The following is a 17,573-nucleotide window of genomic DNA, read 5'->3' on the forward strand; positions in this document are numbered from 1 at the left end:
CCTCTGCGCGCCGCCGGGTCACCTTCTCGGGGCCGAAACCGCCGAGCGCCCCCGCGCGGGGCCGCGAGCCGGGATGATCGGCCCGTGGACCACAACGACACGCACGCCGGGCGGGCCCAGTGGATCGGCGACGCCCTGCACAAGCTGACCGGCCACCGGCCGCTGGTGGAACGGGTGCCCGGCGGCGGCTACCGGGTCACCCTGCACGTCGTCGAGCACCCGGACGCGGCCACCACGGTCGCGGTGCTGCGGGTGCTCGGCCGGGGCGACCGGTTCGGGTACCGGGACCGGCGCTCGCGGGAACGGCTCTGGGTCGAGATCGACCCCCCGAGCCCGTCCTGACCGGCTCCCGAGCCCCCACCGCCGGGCCTGTCGTCCTGCCCCGCCGGCCCGCCCGGAGGCCGCCGGCTCAACGGGCGCCAACTCAGCGGGCACCGGTGAACACCTCGAGCAGCCCGGCGACCGGGTCGGGCCCGAACATCAGCTCCAGGCTGGCGGCGGACTCCGCGGCGGAGGCCTCGGCCCGGGCGAACATGTCCTGCTCGTAGGCGTGCAGGGCGGCCTCCGGGTCGTCGGGGCGGGCGGCCAGCGCGAGGGCGAGTTCGGCGCCGTCCTGCATGGCCAGGTTGGCGCCCTCCCCGGCGAACGGGGACATCAGGTGGGCGGCGTCGCCGAGCAGCGTGACGCCGGGGACGCGCTCCCAGCGGTGGCCGACCGGCAGCGCGTGGATCCGACGCAGCGTCAACTCGCCGTCGGCGTCGGCGAGCAGGGCCCGCAGCGGGTCGGCCCAGCCGGTGAAGGCGGCCAGCGCGGCGTCCCGGAGCGCGGCGGACCCGGCCGGACCGACCGACCCGGCCGGTCCGGTGGCGGGCGGCCAGTCCTCGCCGGTGCGCAGGGCCGCGTAGACGTGGATGCTGCCGTCGGACTCCAGGTGGCCGAGGAAGCCGCGCCCGTCGCCGAGCGCCATGAACATCCCGCCGCCGACCAGGGCGGCGGCGCCGGGGTGGCGGCGGGCGGCGTCGTGCAGGTCGGCCTCGACGAAGGAGACGCCGGTGTAGGCGGGCCGGGCCGCGGAGAGCAGCGGGCGGACCTTGGACCAGGCGCCGTCCGCGCCGACCAGCAGGTCGGTGGTGATCGCGCTGCCGTCGGCGAAGGCGACCCGGTGGCGGCCACCGCCGAGCGGCTCGACCGCGACGGCCTTGCGGCCCCAGTGCACGGTGCCCGCGGGCAGCGAGCCGAGCAGCAGGTCGCGCAGGGCGCCGCGGTCGACCTCGGGACGCCCGCCGGTGTCGTCGTCCGGCTCGGCCAGGTGCACGGTGGCGTCGGGGCCGAGCAGTCGCAGCGCCTGGCCGCCGGGGTGGACGATCGCCCGGAAGCCCTCGGTCAGGCCGGCGGCCGCGAGGGCGGGCTGGCCGGAGTCGTGGTGGATGTCGAGCATGCCGCCCTGGGTGCGGGCCTCGGGGCCCGGTTCCAGGTCGAAGACGGCGGCGGGGATGCCGTGGACGTGCAGGACGCGGGCCAGCAGCAGGCCGCCGAGACCGCCGCCGAGGATGGCCAGGGGGTGGTGGGTGGTGGTCATGGCGGGCTCCTCCGTCGGGTCGGTGGCTTCTTCTCCACCGTAACGAACATGTTCGTAACGAACAAGTTCGACACACGCGCGGCTCGGCCCCGAAGCCCTTGACGGCCCGTCGGCCGTGCACGATACGTTGACGGGCATGATCGAACCCGCCCCGCTGCCCTGGCCGCCCGCCCCGATCCGGACCGCCCGGCTGCTGCTGCGCGAGCCGCTGGCCGGGGACCGGGCGGCGATCGTCGAACTGTTCACCTCCCCCGAGGTCGGCACGTACATCGGCGGCCCCCGCCCCCGCGAGGAGTTCGAGCGCACCCTGCCCGAGGTCCCGCAGGGCCGCCCCGGCCTGCTGGTGGTCGACCTGGACGGCACGATGATCGGCCTCGTCACCCTCGACCCGCACGGCTCCGACCGCCTGGCCCACCTGCACCCCGAAGGCGGCGCACGCGAACTCGGCTACCTCTTCCTCCCGCACGCCTGGGGCCGCGGCTACGCCACCGAAGCCTGCACCGCCGCCCTCGACTGGCTGGCCGGCGCCCTGCCCGACACCCCCGTCGCCCTCACCACCCAGACCGCCAACACCGCCTCCCGCCGCGTCGCCGAACGGCTCGGCTTCACCGAACTCGAACGCTACGAGGAGTACGGCGCCGAACAGTGGTTCGGCGTCCGCCACCCGAACTGACCCTCACCGCACCAGGATCGGATTCGTCAGCGCCACCACCCGCCCGTCCGAACGGCGCACCTCGACCCGGACGAACCCGCTCCGCCCGGCGGCGCCCGGCGGCAGCCGGGTCGGCGGAAAGTCCATCGCCACCTCCTGACCGGCCCAACTCCCCGGCGGTGCACGGAGGTTCCGGTGGCCGGTCAGCCCAGGGCGAACCAGGGGGAGGGGGTGTCGGCGAGGGCCTTCTCCAGTAGCAGGGTGTCGTTGGGGGTCAGCGGGGGGAGGGCGTCCAGCGGGAACCAGGCGACCGCGAGCGACTCGTCGTCGTTGACCCGGGGTTCGCCGGACAGCGGCCGGCAGCGGAAGGCGATGTCCAGGTACTGCACCTGGTCGCCGTTGGTGCAGGCGAAGGCCGGCAGGGTGTGGACGCTGGTGATCCGTTCCGGGAGGACGGTGACGCCGGTCTCCTCCTCCACCTCGCGCACCACGGTGTCGGCGGGCTGCTCGCCGGGCTCGACGATCCCGTGCAGCAGGGCCCAACGCCCGTTGTCACTGCGGCGGTTGAGCAGGATCCGGTCGTCCTCGACCACCACGGCCGTGATGCCGGACAGCCACAGCGGGCCGTGGCCGACGTGTTCGCGCAGGTCGAGGATGAATTGCGGAGTGGGCATACCCGGCACTGTAGTGCGCGCCCGCCCGTTCCCGGCGGAGGTCCGGGCCGCAGCGGCCGGACGCCCCGGTTTTCTGTTCGTTTCACCGCGGCCGGGCCCGCTGCCCGGCGGCCCGCCCGCCCGCCCGGCCGCGCCGACCTACCCCGATCCCCCGGGCGCCCCGACCCGGGCCCGGCCGGCCGGGCCGCCGGGCCCGCGGCCGCCTTGACCGGCGGCGCGGGCGGGGGCCGACAATGCTCCCCGCCCCCGGACCGGTCCCCGCTCGCACCGAGACCCAGGAGAGAGCCGTGACGCCAGCCCCGCAGGAACCCCCGACCGACCGGCCCGCCGCCCCGAGCCGCCGGACCGTGCTGGCCGCGCTCGGCGCCCTCCCGGTCCTCGCCGCGGCCGCCGCCCCGCTCCCCGCCGCTGCCGCGACGGTCGCGACCGCGACCGCGACCGCGACCGTGCTGATCGACCCGGCCGTGCGCCGCCAGAGCATCCGCGGCTTCGGCGGCATGAACCACCCGCTGTGGGCCGGCGACCTGACGGCGGCCCAGCGCGAGACGGCGTTCGGCAACGGCCCGGGCCAGCTGGGCTTCACCGTGCTGCGGATCCACGTCGACGAGGACCGGGCGAACTGGAGCCGCGAGGTGGCGACCGCGAAGCGGGCGGCCGAACTCGGCGCGATCGTCTTCGCCACGCCCTGGAACCCGCCGGCCGCCCTGGTGGAGACCTTCGTCCGCGGCAGCCAGACCGATGCCCGGCGGCTGCGCCACGACCAGTACGGCGCGTACGCCCAACACCTGGAGGACTTCCGGGTGTTCATGGCGGACAACGGGGTCGAGCTGTACGCCGTCTCGGTGCAGAACGAGCCCGACTACGCGCAGGACTGGACCTGGTGGACGTCCGACGAGATCGTCCGCTTCCTGCGCGAGAACGCGGGCGCGATCGGCACCCGGGTGATCGCCCCGGAGTCCTTCCAGTACGTCAAGGGCCTCTCCGACCCGGTCCTGAACGACCCGGTGGCGCTCGCGAACCTGGACGTCCTCGGCGCGCACCTGTACGGCACCCCGTACGCGAACTTCCCCTACCCGCTGTTCCAGCAGAAGGGCCAGGGCAAGGAGCTGTGGATGACGGAGGTGTACTACCCCAACAGCTCCGACTCTGCGGACCTGTGGCCGCAGGCGCTCGGCGTCGGCGAGCACATGCACCACGCGCTGGTGGACGGCGGGTTCCAGGCGTACGTGTGGTGGTACATCCGGCGCAGCTACGGGCCGATGCGCGAGGACGGGCAGCTCAGCAAGCGGGGCGCGGTGATGGCGCACTTCGCGAAGTTCGTCCGCCCCGGGCACGTGCGGCTGGACGCGCCCGCGAACCCGCAGGCGAACGTGTGGACCTCGGCGTACCAAGGCGGCTCCGCGGTGACCGTGGTGGCCGTCAACCAGGGGACGGCGGCGGTGAGCCAGCAGTTCGCCCTGGCGGGCACCGCCGCGTCCGCGGTCTCCGCCTGGGTGACGGACGCCACCAGGACGCTCACCGCCCAGGCCGGTCCGGCCCTGGCGGGCGGGTCGTTCACGGCGACGCTGCCCGCGCAGAGCGTCACCACCTTCGTCGTCAGCACCTCCGTCGGGCCCGAGCCGATGCCGCCGACCGCGCCCGGCACGCCGGTGGTCGAGGCGGTCACGGCCGCCTCCGCCACCCTGTCCTGGGCGCCGTCGACCGACGATACCGGGGTCGCGCGGTACGACGTGGTGCGGGTGGACGCCGCCGGCGAGACGGTGGTCGCCTCGACCACCACCACCCGGGTGACCGTCACCGGCCTGGCCGCGGGCACCGGGTACGCCTTCGCGGTCTACGCCTTCGACCCGCCGGGCAACCGTTCGCCGCGCTCCGCGACCGTCGCCGTGACCACCCCGGCCGCCCCGGCGGGCGGCTGCGGGGTGGACTACCGGGTGACCAACAGCTGGGACGGCGGCTTCCAGGGCGAGATCGTGCTCCGCAACACGGGCACGACCGCGCTGACCGGCTGGACGCTGTCCTTCGCGTTCACCGCCGGGCAGGTGGTGAACCAACTGTGGGGCGGCACCGCGACGCAGAGCGGGGGCGCGGTGAGCGTGACCCCGGCGGACTACACCCGGACGATCCCGGCCGGCGGCTCGGTCACCCTCGGCTTCATCGCCACCCAGGGCGCCACCAACCCGGCCCCGGCCGCCTTCGCGCTGAACGGCGCCGCCTGCGGCGGAAGTTGACCGCCCATGCGGCTGGAGCCCTGGATCAGGAACTCCTGGGCCGAGAAGTAGTAGTACGGCGTTCGACCGGCCCGGCCCCGCCGGAGAACGCGGACGCCGCCGCGGCCCGCCCCTCGGAAGGGGGCGGGCCGCGGCGGCGTCAGTGCTGCGTGCCGTGCCGGGGCGTCAGGCCAGGGTGGCGAGCGCGTCGTTGAGGGTCTTCGACGGGCGCATCACGGCGGCGGCCTTGGCCGGGTCGGGCTGGTAGTAGCCGCCGAGGTCGACGGCCGAGCCCTGGACGGCGATCAGCTCGTCGACGATGGCCTGCTCCTGCTCGGTCAGGGTCGCGGCGAGCGGGGCGAACGCGGCGGCGAGCGCGGCGTCCTCGGTCTGGGCGGCCAGCTCCTGGGCCCAGTACAGGGCCAGGTAGAAGTGGCTGCCGCGGTTGTCGATGCCGCCGAGGCGGCGCGAGGGCGACTTGTCCTCGTTGAGGAAGGTGCCGGTGGCACGGTCCAGGGTGTCGGCGAGGACCTTGGCGCCGGCGTTGCCGGTGGTGGTGGCCAGGTGCTCGAAGGAGGCGGCCAGCGCGAAGAACTCGCCGAGCGAGTCCCAGCGCAGGTAGTTCTCCTTGACCAGCTGCTGGACGTGCTTGGGGGCGGAGCCGCCGGCGCCGGTCTCGAACAGGCCGCCGCCCGCCATCAGCGGGACGACCGACAGCATCTTGGCGCTGGTGCCCAGCTCCAGGATCGGGAACAGGTCGGTCAGGTAGTCGCGCAGCACGTTGCCGGTGACCGAGATGGTGTTCTCGCCGCGGCGGATGCGCTCCAGCGAGAGCTTGGTGGCCTCGACCGGGGAGAGGATCTGGATGTCCAGGCCCTCGGTGTCGTGCTCGGGCAGGTACGCCTTGACCTTCTCGATCAGGACGGCGTCGTGGGCGCGCTCGGCGTCCAGCCAGAACACGGCCGGGTCGCCGGTGGCGCGGGCGCGGGTGACGGCCAGCTTGACCCAGTCCTGGATCGGCAGGTCCTTGGTCTGGCAGGCGCGGAACACGTCGCCGGGGGCGACGGCCTGCTCCAGGACGGTCTCGCCGTTGGTGTCGACCAGGCGGACGGTGCCGGCGGCGGGGATCTCGAAGGTCTTGTCGTGGCTGCCGTACTCCTCGGCGGCCTGGGCCATCAGGCCGACGTTCGGGACGGAGCCGATGGTGGCCGGGTCGAGGGCGCCGTGGGCGCGGCAGTCGTCGATGACGGCCTGGTAGACGCCCGCGTAGGAGCTGTCGGGCAGGACGGCCAGGGTGTCGGCCTCCTGGCCGTCCGGGCCCCACATGTGGCCGGAGGTGCGGATCATGGCCGGCATCGAGGCGTCGACGATGACGTCGCTGGGGACGTGCAGGTTGGTGATGCCCTTGTCGGAGTCGACCATGGCCAGGGCCGGGCCGTCGGCGAGCTCGGCGTCGAAGGACGCCTTGATCTCGGCGCCGTTGGGGAGCTTGTCCAGGCCGGCCAGGATGCCGCCGAGGCCGTTGTTCGGGTTGAGGCCCGCGGCGGCCAGGTCGGCGCCGAACGCGGCGAAGGTCTTCGGGAAGAAGGCGCGCACGACGTGGCCGAACAGGATCGGGTCGGAGACCTTCATCATGGTGGCCTTGAGGTGCACCGAGAACAGCACGCCCTCGGCCTTGGCCCGGGCGACCTGCGCGGCCAGGAACTCGTTGAGCGCGGCGGCGCGCATCACGGAGGCGTCGACGACCTCGCCGGCCAGCACCGGGACCTTCTCGCGCAGCACGGTGACGGTGCCGTCCTCGGCGACCAGCTCGATGCGCAGCGCGCCGTCGGCGGCGATCACGGCGGACTTCTCGGTGGAGGCGAAGTCGTTGACGCCCATGGTGGCGACGTTGGTCTTGGAGTCGGCCGACCAGGCGCCCATCCGGTGCGGGTGGGTCTTGGCGTAGTTCTTGACCGACAGCGGGGCGCGGCGGTCGGAGTTGCCCTCGCGCAGCACCGGGTTGACGGCGGAGCCCTTGACCTTGTCGTAGCGGGCGCGGATGTCGCGCTCCTCGTCGGTCTTCGGCTCGTCCGGGTAGTCGGGCAGCGCGTAGCCCTGGGCCTGGAGCTCGGCGACGGCGGCCTTGAGCTGCGGGATGGAGGCCGACACGTTCGGCAGCTTGATGATGTTGGCGCCGGGGGTCTTGGCCAGCTCGCCGAGCTCGGCGAGGGCGTCCGCGATGCGCTGGTCCTCCTGGAGGTACTCCGGGAAGACGGCGATGATCCGACCGGCCAGCGAGATGTCGCGGGTCTCCACGCTCACCCCGGCGGTGGAGGCGTACGCCTGGACGACCGGCAGGAACGAGTACGTGGCGAGGGCGGGGGCCTCGTCCGTGTGGGTGTAGATGATGGTCGAGTCAGTCACCGTAGCTCCAGCTTCCACGTCTGCAACGTCTTGACGTCAAGATATCTCGTCCCGGGGGGATCTCCGCAACCAACCCCCCGGGCGGCGCTCATCCGGACTCGGCGCGGGCGGCGATGTTGCGGGCCATCCCGCCGAAGACGACCGCGTGGAACGGGGCCACCGACCACCAGTACGCCTGCCCGGCCAGGCCGTGCGGGTGGAACAGGGCGCGCTGGCGGTAGCGGGAGCCGGTGCCGTCGGGGGTGACGGTCAGCTCCAGCCAGGCCAGGCCGGGCAGCCGCATCTCGGCGCGCAGCCGCAGCAGCCGGCCGGGTTCGATCTCCTCGACCCGCCAGAAGTCCAGCGAGTCGCCGACCCGCAGCCGTCCGGGCGAGCGGCGGCCGCGGCGCAGGCCGACGCCGCCGGCCAGCCGGTCGAGCAGGCCGCGCACCGTCCAGGCCAGCGGCAGCGAGTACCAGCCGTGCTCGCCGCCGATGCCCTCGACCACCCGCCACAGCGCCTCGGGCGGCGCGTCCGCGTACCGCTCCCGGACGTCCTGGTACAGGCTGCCGCCCGCCCAGTCCGGGTCGGTGGGCAGCGGGTCGCTGGGGGCGCCGGGCAGCGAGGCGGAGGACCAGCGGGTGTCGACCTCGTCGTCGCGGATGCGGCGCAGCGCGAGTTCGACGGCGCGGTCGAAGCCGACCGGGCCGCCGGGCGGGTCGGGGATCCAGCGGTCCAGGTCGTGCTCGGAGCGGACCACCTCGTGGCGCAGCGACTCGACCAGCGGCCGGGCCAGGCTGCCGGGCACCGGGGTGACCAGGCCCACCCAGTGCGCGGACAGGCCGGGCGTGAGCACCGGGACGGCGACCAGCAGCCGGCGGTGCAGGCCGGCCAGGCGGGCGTAGCGCTGCATCATCGCCCGGTAGGTGAGCACCTCGGGGCCGCCGACGTCGAAGGCCCGGTCGGTGGCCGGGTCGTCGGGCAGGTGGGCGGCGGCGACCAGCAGGCGCAGCACGTCGCGGACGGCGATCGGCTGGATCCGGGTGTCCACCCAGCGCGGGGTGATCATCACGGGGAGGCGCTCGGTGAGGTGGCGCAGCATCTCGAAGGAGGCCGAGCCGGAGCCGATCACCACGGCGGCGCGCAGTTCGGTGACGGGCGTGCCGCCCTCGCGCAGGGCCCGCCCGGTGGCGACCCGGGAGCGCAGGTGCGGGGAGAGCAGGCCCTCGGGCAGGTCGGGCGGGACGAGGCCGCCGAGGTAGACGATCCGCCGGACGCCGGCCCGGGCTGCGGCCCGGCCGAAGGCGCGGGCGGCGTCCCGGTCGACGGCCTCGAAGTCGGGGCCGCTGCCCAGCGAGTGCACCAGGTAGTAGGCGACGTCGACGCCGTCGAAGGCGCCCTCCAGGGTGGGCGGCCGGGTGACGTCCCCGGTGACGGCCTCGACGGCGGCCCGCCAGGGGTGGTCGCGCAGCCGGGCCGGGTCGCGGACCAGGCAGCGCACCTCCGCCCCGTCGGCCAGCAGCCCGGGCACCAACCGCCCGCCGAGGTAGCCGGTGGCCCCGGTGACCAGACAGCGCATGGCATCTCCTCCCGTCCGTTCCACCATCCCCCAGGGTCTTCGTCACCGCGGCCCGGACGGATCACCGGGCCGGGCGGGCCCGGCGGCGGACGAGGGTGCGACGGGGGTGGACGGGGCGGTCGACGGAGTGCCAAGTGGCCGTCGACCCGGTGCCAAGTCGGGGTGCCGGGGCCGGGCTACGGTGGGCCGTGTTCAGGGAGAACCCGTGCTCCACGGGGGCGCCGGCTCCTTCCCGATGTGGCGGGGAGTCGATCCGGTACCGGAGCGCGGACGTGTCGGGGCGGACTGCTCTTCCGCCCGCACCGGCGGGTAGCCGGTCCGGCCGGTGGCCTTCCCCAGTGCCACCGGGCGGACCGGCCCGGGTCGCCCTCCCCTTCGGCCCGGCCGGTTGACGCGCCCGGCCGGTTGACGCGCCCGGCCGGTTCAGTGGCGCGGGCCGCCCGCCCGGATGCTCCGTCCGGTGACGGTGGTGGGGGTCAGCCGCACCCAGCGGCCGTGGCCGGCGGGCTGCGGCAGTTCGGCGAGCAGCGCCGGTTCGGTGACGTACTCGAGCGGGCCGATCATCAGCACGCTCCAGCCCTCGTTCAGGTCCTGGTCGGCCCGGTCCACCTCGAACGCGGCGTCGCCGCCCGCCCCGGGGGCCAGCGGCCCGTCCGGGCCGGTCCGGTACAGCACGGTGTGGCCGTGCACCAGGTAGCCGACCGGACGCACCACGGGGCCGTCCGGCCCGGTCCGGGCGATCCGGCCGAGGCCGTGGACGCCCAGCCGCCGCCAGCAGTCCGCGACGCCCAGCTCGCCGAGCACCGGCGGCCCGGCCGGCACCGGCCCCGCGGGGCGGGCCGCCCGCTCGGCGGGGCGTCCGGCCACCAGTTCCTCGTACTCCAGGCCGAGGACGGCGGCCAGCCGCAGCAGCGCGGGCGGGTCGAAGGCCGGCCCGAGTTCCAGGACGCGGTGCAGGTAGGCCGTCGACATGCCGGCCCGCGCGGCTGCCTGCCCCTCGGTCAGCCCGAGGTCGGCGACGCGGTCCGCGAAGCGGCGGGCGAGTGCGCTCGAGGGCGCGTGTTCGGTGGTCACTGCGGTCACCTCCCGTGGATCCGTCGGTCCGGACCGGTGCGCACGGGGGCGGGACTGCTCCCGGCGCTCCTCCCGGCCGGTACCCCCAGGGTGCCCGACGGAGGACCCGCCCCGGCAGGGGCCTTGGACCCGTCCCGACCTGCCGAAGGCCCCGCCCGGAGGCGACCGGCCCGCCCGGACCCGGACGCCGTCACCCGCCGCTCGCCCGCCGTCACCCGCCGCTCGCCCGCCGCTGTCGGCCGTCGCCCGCCGGGACCAATGGCCCGTTCCGGGCGGGTCCGGCGGCCCTGGCGGGGGTGGGCGGGCGGGCGCAGAGTGGGGGGCGACCCCGCTGTCGGGCGATGGGGGCCCGCGGGGACTCGCACAGGGAAGGCACTGCCATGACTCGTCCCGTTCTCGCCGCAGTCGACGCATCCGTCCGCAGCCGGGCCGCCGCGCACTGGGCCGCCCAGGAGGCCGGCCGGCGCGGTGCCCCGCTGCGGCTGCTGCACGCCTGGCCCTACCTGGGCCGGAAGGCCAACGACCTGGTGAAGGCCGAGGACCTGGAGAGCGGCGCGCAATCCATGCTGGGCGACGTCGCCAAGGAGCTGGCCGCCGCGTACCCGGGCCTGGAGGTGACCGGCGAGCTGGTGCCGGACGCCGCGATCGACGGGCTGACGGCCGCCGCCGAGCAGGGGCAGCTGCTGGTGATCGGCACCCGCGGGCTGGGCGGTTTCCGCGGGCTGCTGGTCGGCTCGGTCAGCCTGGGCGTGGCGGGCCGTTCGGCGGCGCCGGTGGTGCTGGTCCGCGAGGGCCGGCCGGAGCCGCAGTCGCACGAGCCGGAGGTCACCGTCGGCCTGGACGCGCTCGAACCGGACGACGCCGTACTGGAGTTCGCCTTCCAGGAGGCGCAGCTGCGCGACGCCCGGGTGCGGGTGGTGCACGGCTGGGAGCTGCCGCCGGTGTACGGGTACGCCGGGTGGATCCCGGTGGAGACCGAGCAGCAGGAGCTGGGGGCGCTGGCGGTGGGCATGGTCGCCGAGGCGGTCGCCCCGTGGCGGCAGAAGTACCCGCGCACGCTGGTCCTGGAGGACGTCCGCACCGGTGGCGGCGCGGCCGCGCTGGTCGAGGCGTCCGAGCAGTCGGACCTGGTGGTGGTCGGCCGGCGTCGGCGCACCCTGGGTCTGGGCAGCAAGCTCGGCTCGGTGGCGCACGCGGTGATCCACCACGCGCAGGCCCCGGTCGCGGTGGTGCCGCACGACTGACCGCCGGCCGCTCAGCTCCCGGGCTCGGGCTCGGGCTCGGACTCGGGCTCGGACTCGAAGCGGAAGGCCAGCAGGGTGGCGTCGTCCTCGGACAGCGGGCCGGACATGTCGCGCACCACGGCGTCCACCAGTTCCTGCAGGTCGGGGCCGTGCGCGCAGTCCTCGACGGCGTGCCGCCGGACGGCCGCGCAGAGCGCGTCGAGGCGGGTGTCGATGTCCTGGTCGCGGCGTTCGACCAGGCCGTCGGTGTACAGCAGGACGGTGCCGCCGGGGCGGACGTACGTCTCCACCGCCCGGTAGGCGACGTCGGGCAGCACGCCCAGCGGCGGGCCGGTGTCGGCGGCCATCGGGGCGGCCCGGCCGTCCCGGAGCAGGACCGGCGGGGGGTGGCCGGCGCAGATCCAGCGCAGCAGGCGCCGGTCGGGGTAGTAGCGGGAGACGATCGCGGTGGCGGTGGCCTCGTCGCCCTCGTCGCAGGCGATCCGGTTGAGCCAGCCGCCGAGCGACTCGACCAGCGCGCCGGTGAACGCCAGCCCGGCCAGCGCGTGCCGCAGCATCGACATCAGGGCGACCGCGTCCAGGCCGTGCCCGCGCGCGTCGCCGACCGCCAGCAGCACCTGGCCGTCCGGGAGTTGGCGGACCTTGAACCAGTCGCCGCCGACCCCGGCCTCGGCCGGGCGGTAGGCCACCGCGGTGCGGACGTCGATCCCGACCAGGGCCGCGGAGCGCGGCTGCAGGGCCTCCTGGAGGCGCTGCACCACGTGGTGCTCGGCGTCGGCGCGCCGGGCCTGGCGCTCGGTCTCCTCCTGCTGCTCGCGCAGCCGCCGCCGGCTCTCCGACAGCTCCGTGACGTCCTGCAGCACCACCCGCAGGCCCTCGACCGGCCCGCCGCCCTCGCGCACCGCCTCGGCCACCAGCCGGACCCGGCGCGGCCGGCCGACCCCGTACAGCTCGGTCAGCACGTCGATGTCCTCGCCGGTGGCCAGCAGCCGGCCGAGGTCGCGGTACAGCGCGGGGCGGGCGGTCTCGGTGACCCGGCGCAGCGCCCGGCCGGGGGTGAGGGCGGCGGTGTCGGGCGGCAGGCCGAGCAGCACCGCCAGGCCGGGCGAGACGTCCAGCCGGTCCTCCTCCAGGTCCCACTCGGCCCAGCCGACCCGGGCGATGCGCTGCGCGGCGCGGGTGATCTCCTCGGTCCGGTCGTCGGGCCACACCAGCAGCAGCCGGCGGCCCAGCCGGTGCGCGGTGACGTGCTCGCGGCGGGTGCGGGTGCCGCCGTCGGGCGTCCGCAGGCTCCGCCGCACCGGCACCGAGCGGGCCGCGTACCCCGTCCGCAGCACCTCGCCGACGGTGTCCGCGAACGCCGCGCTCCACAGCCCCGGGTACGCCTCGCGCAGCGAGAGGCCGCCGCCCCCGTCGGCCTGCCGGTGCAACTGTCCGGGGTGGTGCGGGTGCCGGAGCGCGGCCTCGTTGACGATCACCGCGGCCAGGTCCCGGACGGCGCCCGCCCCGTCGAGCACCGGCTCGGCCAGCACCGCGGCCTGCGGGACGGCGTCCAGCAGGTGGCGCAGGTCGAGGTCCGGCGGGCGGGCCAGCTCCGGGTCGAGCGCCGCGTCCGGGACGACCGGCGGCGGGCCGGGCGGTTCGGCGGGCGCGGAGCGGCGCTGCTCCTCGCGCAGCCGCTCGACGGTGCGGCGCAGGGCCTCGCCCCAGTCGGGCTGCTCCGGTCGCCCGTACACGGCCGCCCCTCTCGCTCCGCCCGGCACTCCCCGCCCGCCGTCCTGCGCCGGGCGTTCTCCGCCACTTTTCCGGCGGCCCGGCCCGGCGGCGACCCCGGCGGCCCGGACGGGTGAGCCGCCGGGCCCGGCCCGGCTGACGCGCCGTCACCCGGCCGCGGGCCCGCCCGGGGCGTCCGGCGCCGGGGTCGACCACCGGGTCGACCCCGGGGTCAACTCCCGGCGCAGGAACGGGCTTCGGCCAGGTAGCGGGCGACCGGGCCGAGGGTCAGCAGGCCGCTGGCGGCGCCGGCGTGTTCGGTGCGGGCGGGGTGGAGGGCTTCGGCGGCCCGGGTGGCGGTGGCGGGGTCGGCGAGGCGGGCGGCGGCGTGGGCGGTGAGGCACCAGAGGGCCTCCTGGAGGTGGTCGGGCGGGGGGTCGGGGAGGGCGGTGAGGGCTTCGGCGGCTTCGGTGCGGCGGCCCTGGGCGAGCAGCAGGTGCGGGCGGGCCCAGGGGAGGTGGGGGCCCCAGTCGAGGCGGGGGTCGACGGGGGCGGGGCGTTCGTGCAGCAGGCGCAGGCCGAGCAGGGCGAGCGGGAGGAGGCCGCGGCGCAGGCCGGGCATGCCGGCGGTGCGCAGGGCGGTGTCGGCGTGCCGGTAGCGGGCGGCGGCCTCGGCGGCGGTGGGGCCGCCGAGGCCGGTGCTGTGTTCGGCGGCGGCCCGGGCCCGGAACCAGGTGGTGAGGACGCCGACCAGGGGTGCCTCGGTGGCGGCGGCGAGCCGTTCGGCGGCCCGGGCGTGTTCGGCGGCGGTTTCGAGGTCGCCGAGGGCGGAGGCGGACTGCAGGCGGACCAGCCGGCCGAGGACGGCGAAGTGCGGCAGGTCGTGGCGGGTGGCGAGGTCGAGGATCTCGGCGCCGGTGCGGTCCCGTTCAGGGGCGAGGCCGGGGCGGCCGAAGGACTGCAGGAACACCCCGTTGAGGGCGAACGCCAGCAGGGCCGGGTCGCCCAGCCGCCGGGCCAGGGCCTCGGCGCGGCGGGCGGCCCGGCCGGCGCGGCGCAGCCGGTCGGGGCTCTGGTCGGCGGTGCGGCTCTCGACGGCGACGGTGGCCAGCAGCCGGGCGGTGAGGGGGTCGGGGGCGTCCGGGCCGAGGGCGGCGAGGGTCCGTTCGGCGGCCTCGACCACGGCGCGGGACTGGGCGGCGTCGTCGGCGCGGCTCCACAGGGCGGGGACGTCGTAGGCGGCGATGACCCGGGCGGTCAGCAGCGGGTCGCCGGTGCGTTCGGCGGCGTGGACGGCGGCGAGGCGGTCGCGGCGGGCGTGCAGCAGGGCGTCGCCGCCCGCGAGCGAGAGGGTGCGGGCGAGGTCGACGGTGGTGCGCGGGCCGAGGCGGCCGCCGGGCAGGCTCCAGGCGGCGGGCGGCTGCCCGTGGGGGGCGGTGCCGGTGAGGATGTCGGCTTCCAGGCGCTGGAGTTCGGCGCCCGGGTCGAGGCCGAGCCGTTCGCCGAGCAGGGTGCGGGCGCGGCGCAGGGCGGCCAGCGCGTCGGCCTGCCGGCCGGAGCGGTGCAGGGCGCGGGCGAGCAGCGCCCAGGCGGCCTCGCGCCACGGGTGCTCGTCGACGTGGGCGCCCAACTCGGCTGCCAGGGAGGACAGTTGGGCCTCCGTTCCGGTGTCCGGCGGGGTGTCGAGGAGCAGTCGGGCGCGCAGTTCGATCGCGTCCAGCCGCAGTTCTTCGAGCCGGTCCCGTTCGCGGCGGGCCCAGGGCCGGTCGGGCAGGTCGGCGTAGGCGGGGCCGCGCCAGTCGGCGAGGGCGGCGGTCAGGTCGGGGGCGGCGGCGGGGTCGTGCCGGGCGCGAACCAGGGCGTCCTCGAAGCGGTGGGCGTCGACGTCGGCGCGGGGCAGGCGCAGCGCGTAGCCGGGGCCCTCGGTGACCAGCAGGCGGGGCGGGGTGCGGGGCGGCCGGTCGGGTTCGAGGGCGCGGCGCAGGGCGCCGACGAAGGTGCGCAGGGCGCCGACGGCGCGCGGCGGCGGGTCCTCGGCCCACAGGTCGTCGACCAGGGTGGCGGTGGGGACCAGCCGGCCGTCGGCGGCGACCAGCCGGGCCAGGACCTCGCGGTGGCGGGGGCCGCCGAGTTCCACCGGGGTGCCGTCCGCGTGCCGGGCCCGGACGGAACCGAGCACGTCGATTCGCATGCCCCCATCCTCCCTCCGGGGCGGGGCCGGGCCGCCGGGCGCGGTGCGCGTGCTGATCGGTTGCTGATCGGCGGGGCCGAGGCTGGTGCGGTCGGTTCCCGATCGGAGGAGAGGTTCCTGTCATGGAGTTCACAGAGTTCACGGAATTCGCAGAGTCCGCGGAGTCCGCGGAGTTCGGCGTCCGGGGTTTCGAGGATGTCCGGCTGCCCGGTGCGGACGGGGTGGAGGTCGCCGCGTGGGTCGGCGGCAGCGGCAGTCCGGTGGTGCTGCTGCACGGGTTCCCGCAGACCCGGCTGATGTGGCGGCACGTCGCCGAGCGGCTGGCCACCGAGCACACGGTGATCTGCCCCGACCTGCGCGGCTACGGCGCCAGTGGGAAGCCCGCGGCCACCGGCCCCGAGGTGTACGCGAAGCGGACGATGGCCGCCGACGTGGTGGCGCTGGCGGCCGCGCTGGGCCACCGGCGGTTCGCGCTGGTGGGGCACGACCGGGGCGCGCTGGTGGCGTTCCGCGCCGGGCTGGACCACCCGGGGGCGGTCAGCCACCTCGGCATCCTCGACGTGGTGCCGACGCTCGACATGTGGGACGTCCTGCACGGCACCTCGGCGGCGGTCGGCTACCACCTGTACCTGATGGCGCAGCCGCCCGGCCTGCCCGAGACGATGATCGCCAACAGTGCGGACGCCTTCTTCGGGTCCTTCCTCGACGCCTGGGCGAACGACCCGGCCGCGCTGCCGCCCGAGGTCCGCGCGGAGTACCTGCGGGCGAGCGCGGCGGCCGTCCCGTCGATCGTCGCGGACTACCGCGCCTCGGCCGGCATCGACGTCCTGCACGACCGGGCCGACCTGGACGCCGGCACCCGGCTGGCCATGCCGGTCACCGTCGTCCAGCAGGACTGGGGCGCCCGCCTGGGCTACGACGCCGCCGGGCTCTGGCGGGCCTGGGCCCCGGACCTCGACCACCGGCTGACCCGGGCGGGGCACTTCATGGCCGAGGAGGCCCCCGACGAGATCGCCGCGGCCGTCCGGGCCCTGCTGGCCCGCTGACGGGCCGTCGACGGGCGCCGCCGGCCCCGTTCTCGTTCGGACGCCGCCCCGTTCTCGTTCGGACGCCGCCCCGTTCTCGTTCAGAAGCGGCGCCAGTGGCCTTCGGAGACGATCTCGACGGCGCCGTCGACGACCTGGACCGCGGTCTCGTCGTCGATGGCGTAGGCCGGGTTCGGCAGGGCGGCGGCCCAGCGTTCGGCGTCGGCCGCGGTGTTCTCCGGCAGGTCCGGGTGGTCCAGGTGCGGGAAGAGGGAGAAGTCGACCAGGCCCAGGGTCTCGTCGCCGCCGCCGGGCGGCTCCCATCCGACGAAGTCCGCGCCGATCCGGGGCGTCATCACCATGCTGCCGGCGCTCAGCCCGACCCAGGTCTTCCCGGGGAAGGAGGGGAGCAGCTCCGCCAGGCCGGACCGGCGCATCCAGTGGCACAGGTAGAGCGCGTCACCGCCGTTGGCGAGCAGGACGTCGGCCTGCTCGACCCAGGGCAGCCAGCGCTCCGGGCCGATGCTGGGCAGCGCGGTGAGCTCCAGGACCCCCATGGACTTCCAGCCGAGTTCGCACATCGGGGTGGTGGAGCGCCCGGTGACGAAGCGCCAGGCCCCGGCCGGGCTGCCCATCGGGTGGCCGTAGCCCGCGGTGGGGATGCACAGGGCGTCGGCCTCCTCGATCGGTTTGCCCAGCAGGTCGACCAGGGCCCGCCGGATGCTGGGGTTCTTCACTCCGGCAGAGGTGAGGAGCAGTTTCACGGTGCCTCCGGGGCAGGGGCGGTCGGCGGTGCGGGGGCCCGGCCGGTCAGCCGAGTTCCTGACGGGCGAACAGTTCCAGGTGGCCGCAGTTCGGGCAGCGGAAGGCGTCGAGCTGGAAGCGGGGGCGGCCCAGGCGCTTGGCCCGGCCGAAGACGCCGCGCTCCAGCGGGCCGGCGATCCAGCGGGTGTCGCCGTGGCTGTGCTCGCCGCTGTCCTCGAGGAAGCCCTGGTCGAGTCCGGGGTTCCCGCAGTGGGTGCACTTCAGGTCCTTGGTCACGGGGGCGAGTGTAGGCCGGGGGCGGAGCGGCCCGACAGGGGTTCCGGGGAGCCGGGGGCGGGGCTCCGCGCGGTGACATCCGTCATGCCCGATCGCGGACCGCCGGCACTGCCGGGCCGCCCCCGGCTCCCCGGATGATCGTCGGCAGCACACGGCGGACAGGACCGAGGGGGACGGGTTGAACGGGTTGAACGGGTTGAACGGGT

General features: G+C 76.2%; 15 protein-coding genes. 5 read left to right on the forward strand and 10 right to left on the reverse strand.

The genetic code is table 11. The features are described 5' to 3' along the window. The first annotated feature begins 84 nt into the window (after positions 1-84). Positions 85-342: a hypothetical protein gene (locus OU787_RS02085; RefSeq protein WP_030459746.1), complete on the forward strand. Its 258-nt coding sequence runs from the start codon at positions 85-87 to the stop codon at positions 340-342. Between the two features lie 82 nt (positions 343-424). Here OU787_RS02085 and OU787_RS02090 read toward each other — a convergent pair whose 3' ends face one another. Then, positions 425-1,579, reverse strand: coding sequence for an FAD-dependent oxidoreductase (locus tag OU787_RS02090; protein WP_268658315.1), 1,155 nt, complete (start codon positions 1,577-1,579; stop codon positions 425-427). 136 nt (positions 1,580-1,715) lie between these two features. On the opposite strand from OU787_RS02090, the gene OU787_RS02095 reads away from it, so the two are divergent. Then, entirely contained in the window at positions 1,716-2,252 is a 537-nt protein-coding gene (locus OU787_RS02095; RefSeq protein WP_268658316.1) for a GNAT family N-acetyltransferase, read from the forward strand. 3 nt (positions 2,253-2,255) lie between these two features. Here OU787_RS02095 and OU787_RS02100 read toward each other — a convergent pair whose 3' ends face one another. Further along, positions 2,256-2,378, reverse strand: coding sequence for a hypothetical protein (locus OU787_RS02100; RefSeq protein ID WP_268658317.1), 123 nt, complete (start codon positions 2,376-2,378; stop codon positions 2,256-2,258). Between the two features lie 56 nt (positions 2,379-2,434). Next, positions 2,435-2,905 carry an NUDIX hydrolase gene (locus OU787_RS02105; protein WP_268658318.1) on the reverse strand — a complete coding sequence of 157 codons (471 nt, stop codon included), beginning with the start codon at positions 2,903-2,905 and terminating at the stop codon, positions 2,435-2,437. 287 nt (positions 2,906-3,192) lie between these two features. Here OU787_RS02105 and OU787_RS02110 point away from each other — a divergent pair, with 287 nt between their 5' ends. Further along, a complete protein-coding gene (locus OU787_RS02110) occupies positions 3,193-5,136 on the forward strand; it encodes a cellulose binding domain-containing protein (protein ID WP_268658319.1) in 1,944 nt (647 codons plus the stop codon). A gap of 165 nt (positions 5,137-5,301) precedes the next feature. Here OU787_RS02110 and OU787_RS02115 read toward each other — a convergent pair whose 3' ends face one another. The 3 genes from OU787_RS02115 to OU787_RS02125 all read right to left on the reverse strand — a co-directional run bounded on the left by OU787_RS02115 (position 5,302) and on the right by OU787_RS02125 (position 10,153). After that, entirely contained in the window at positions 5,302-7,521 is a 2,220-nt protein-coding gene (locus tag OU787_RS02115; RefSeq protein WP_030459752.1) for an NADP-dependent isocitrate dehydrogenase, read from the reverse strand. Between the two features lie 88 nt (positions 7,522-7,609). After that, positions 7,610-9,079 carry an SDR family oxidoreductase gene (locus OU787_RS02120; protein ID WP_268658320.1) on the reverse strand — a complete coding sequence of 490 codons (1,470 nt, stop codon included), beginning with the start codon at positions 9,077-9,079 and terminating at the stop codon, positions 7,610-7,612. A 423-nt stretch (positions 9,080-9,502) separates the two neighbouring features. Then, on the reverse strand, positions 9,503-10,153 hold the full coding sequence (locus tag OU787_RS02125) for a pyridoxamine 5'-phosphate oxidase family protein (protein ID WP_268658321.1): 651 nt from the start codon (positions 10,151-10,153) through the stop codon (positions 9,503-9,505). Between the two features lie 380 nt (positions 10,154-10,533). Between OU787_RS02125 and OU787_RS02130 the strand changes: the two genes are divergently transcribed. Then, positions 10,534-11,397, forward strand: a complete 864-nt coding sequence (locus tag OU787_RS02130; RefSeq protein WP_268658322.1) for a universal stress protein — start codon at positions 10,534-10,536, stop codon at positions 11,395-11,397. A gap of 11 nt (positions 11,398-11,408) precedes the next feature. On the opposite strand, the gene OU787_RS02135 is transcribed toward OU787_RS02130, so the two are convergent. Together OU787_RS02135 and OU787_RS02140 are read right to left on the reverse strand one after the other, a co-directional pair. Further along, complete coding sequence (locus tag OU787_RS02135) at positions 11,409-13,133, reverse strand: PP2C family protein-serine/threonine phosphatase (protein ID WP_268658323.1); 1,725 nt, start codon at positions 13,131-13,133, stop codon at positions 11,409-11,411. Between the two features lie 209 nt (positions 13,134-13,342). Then, positions 13,343-15,301, reverse strand: coding sequence for a BTAD domain-containing putative transcriptional regulator (locus OU787_RS02140; protein ID WP_268658324.1), 1,959 nt, complete (start codon positions 15,299-15,301; stop codon positions 13,343-13,345). 122 nt (positions 15,302-15,423) lie between these two features. On the opposite strand from OU787_RS02140, the gene OU787_RS02145 reads away from it, so the two are divergent. Next, positions 15,424-16,347, forward strand: coding sequence for an alpha/beta fold hydrolase (locus OU787_RS02145; RefSeq protein WP_268658325.1), 924 nt, complete (start codon positions 15,424-15,426; stop codon positions 16,345-16,347). A gap of 80 nt (positions 16,348-16,427) precedes the next feature. Here OU787_RS02145 and OU787_RS02150 read toward each other — a convergent pair whose 3' ends face one another. Together OU787_RS02150 and OU787_RS02155 are read right to left on the reverse strand one after the other, a co-directional pair. Further along, complete coding sequence (locus tag OU787_RS02150) at positions 16,428-17,090, reverse strand: Type 1 glutamine amidotransferase-like domain-containing protein (RefSeq protein ID WP_030459759.1); 663 nt, start codon at positions 17,088-17,090, stop codon at positions 16,428-16,430. A gap of 46 nt (positions 17,091-17,136) precedes the next feature. After that, complete coding sequence (locus OU787_RS02155) at positions 17,137-17,367, reverse strand: hypothetical protein (RefSeq protein WP_051816860.1); 231 nt, start codon at positions 17,365-17,367, stop codon at positions 17,137-17,139. Positions 17,368-17,573: the final 206 nt, after the last annotated feature.

This window comes from Kitasatospora sp. YST-16 (assembly GCF_026802215.1).
Taxonomy (GTDB): Bacteria; Actinomycetota; Actinomycetes; order Streptomycetales; family Streptomycetaceae; genus Kitasatospora; species Kitasatospora cineracea.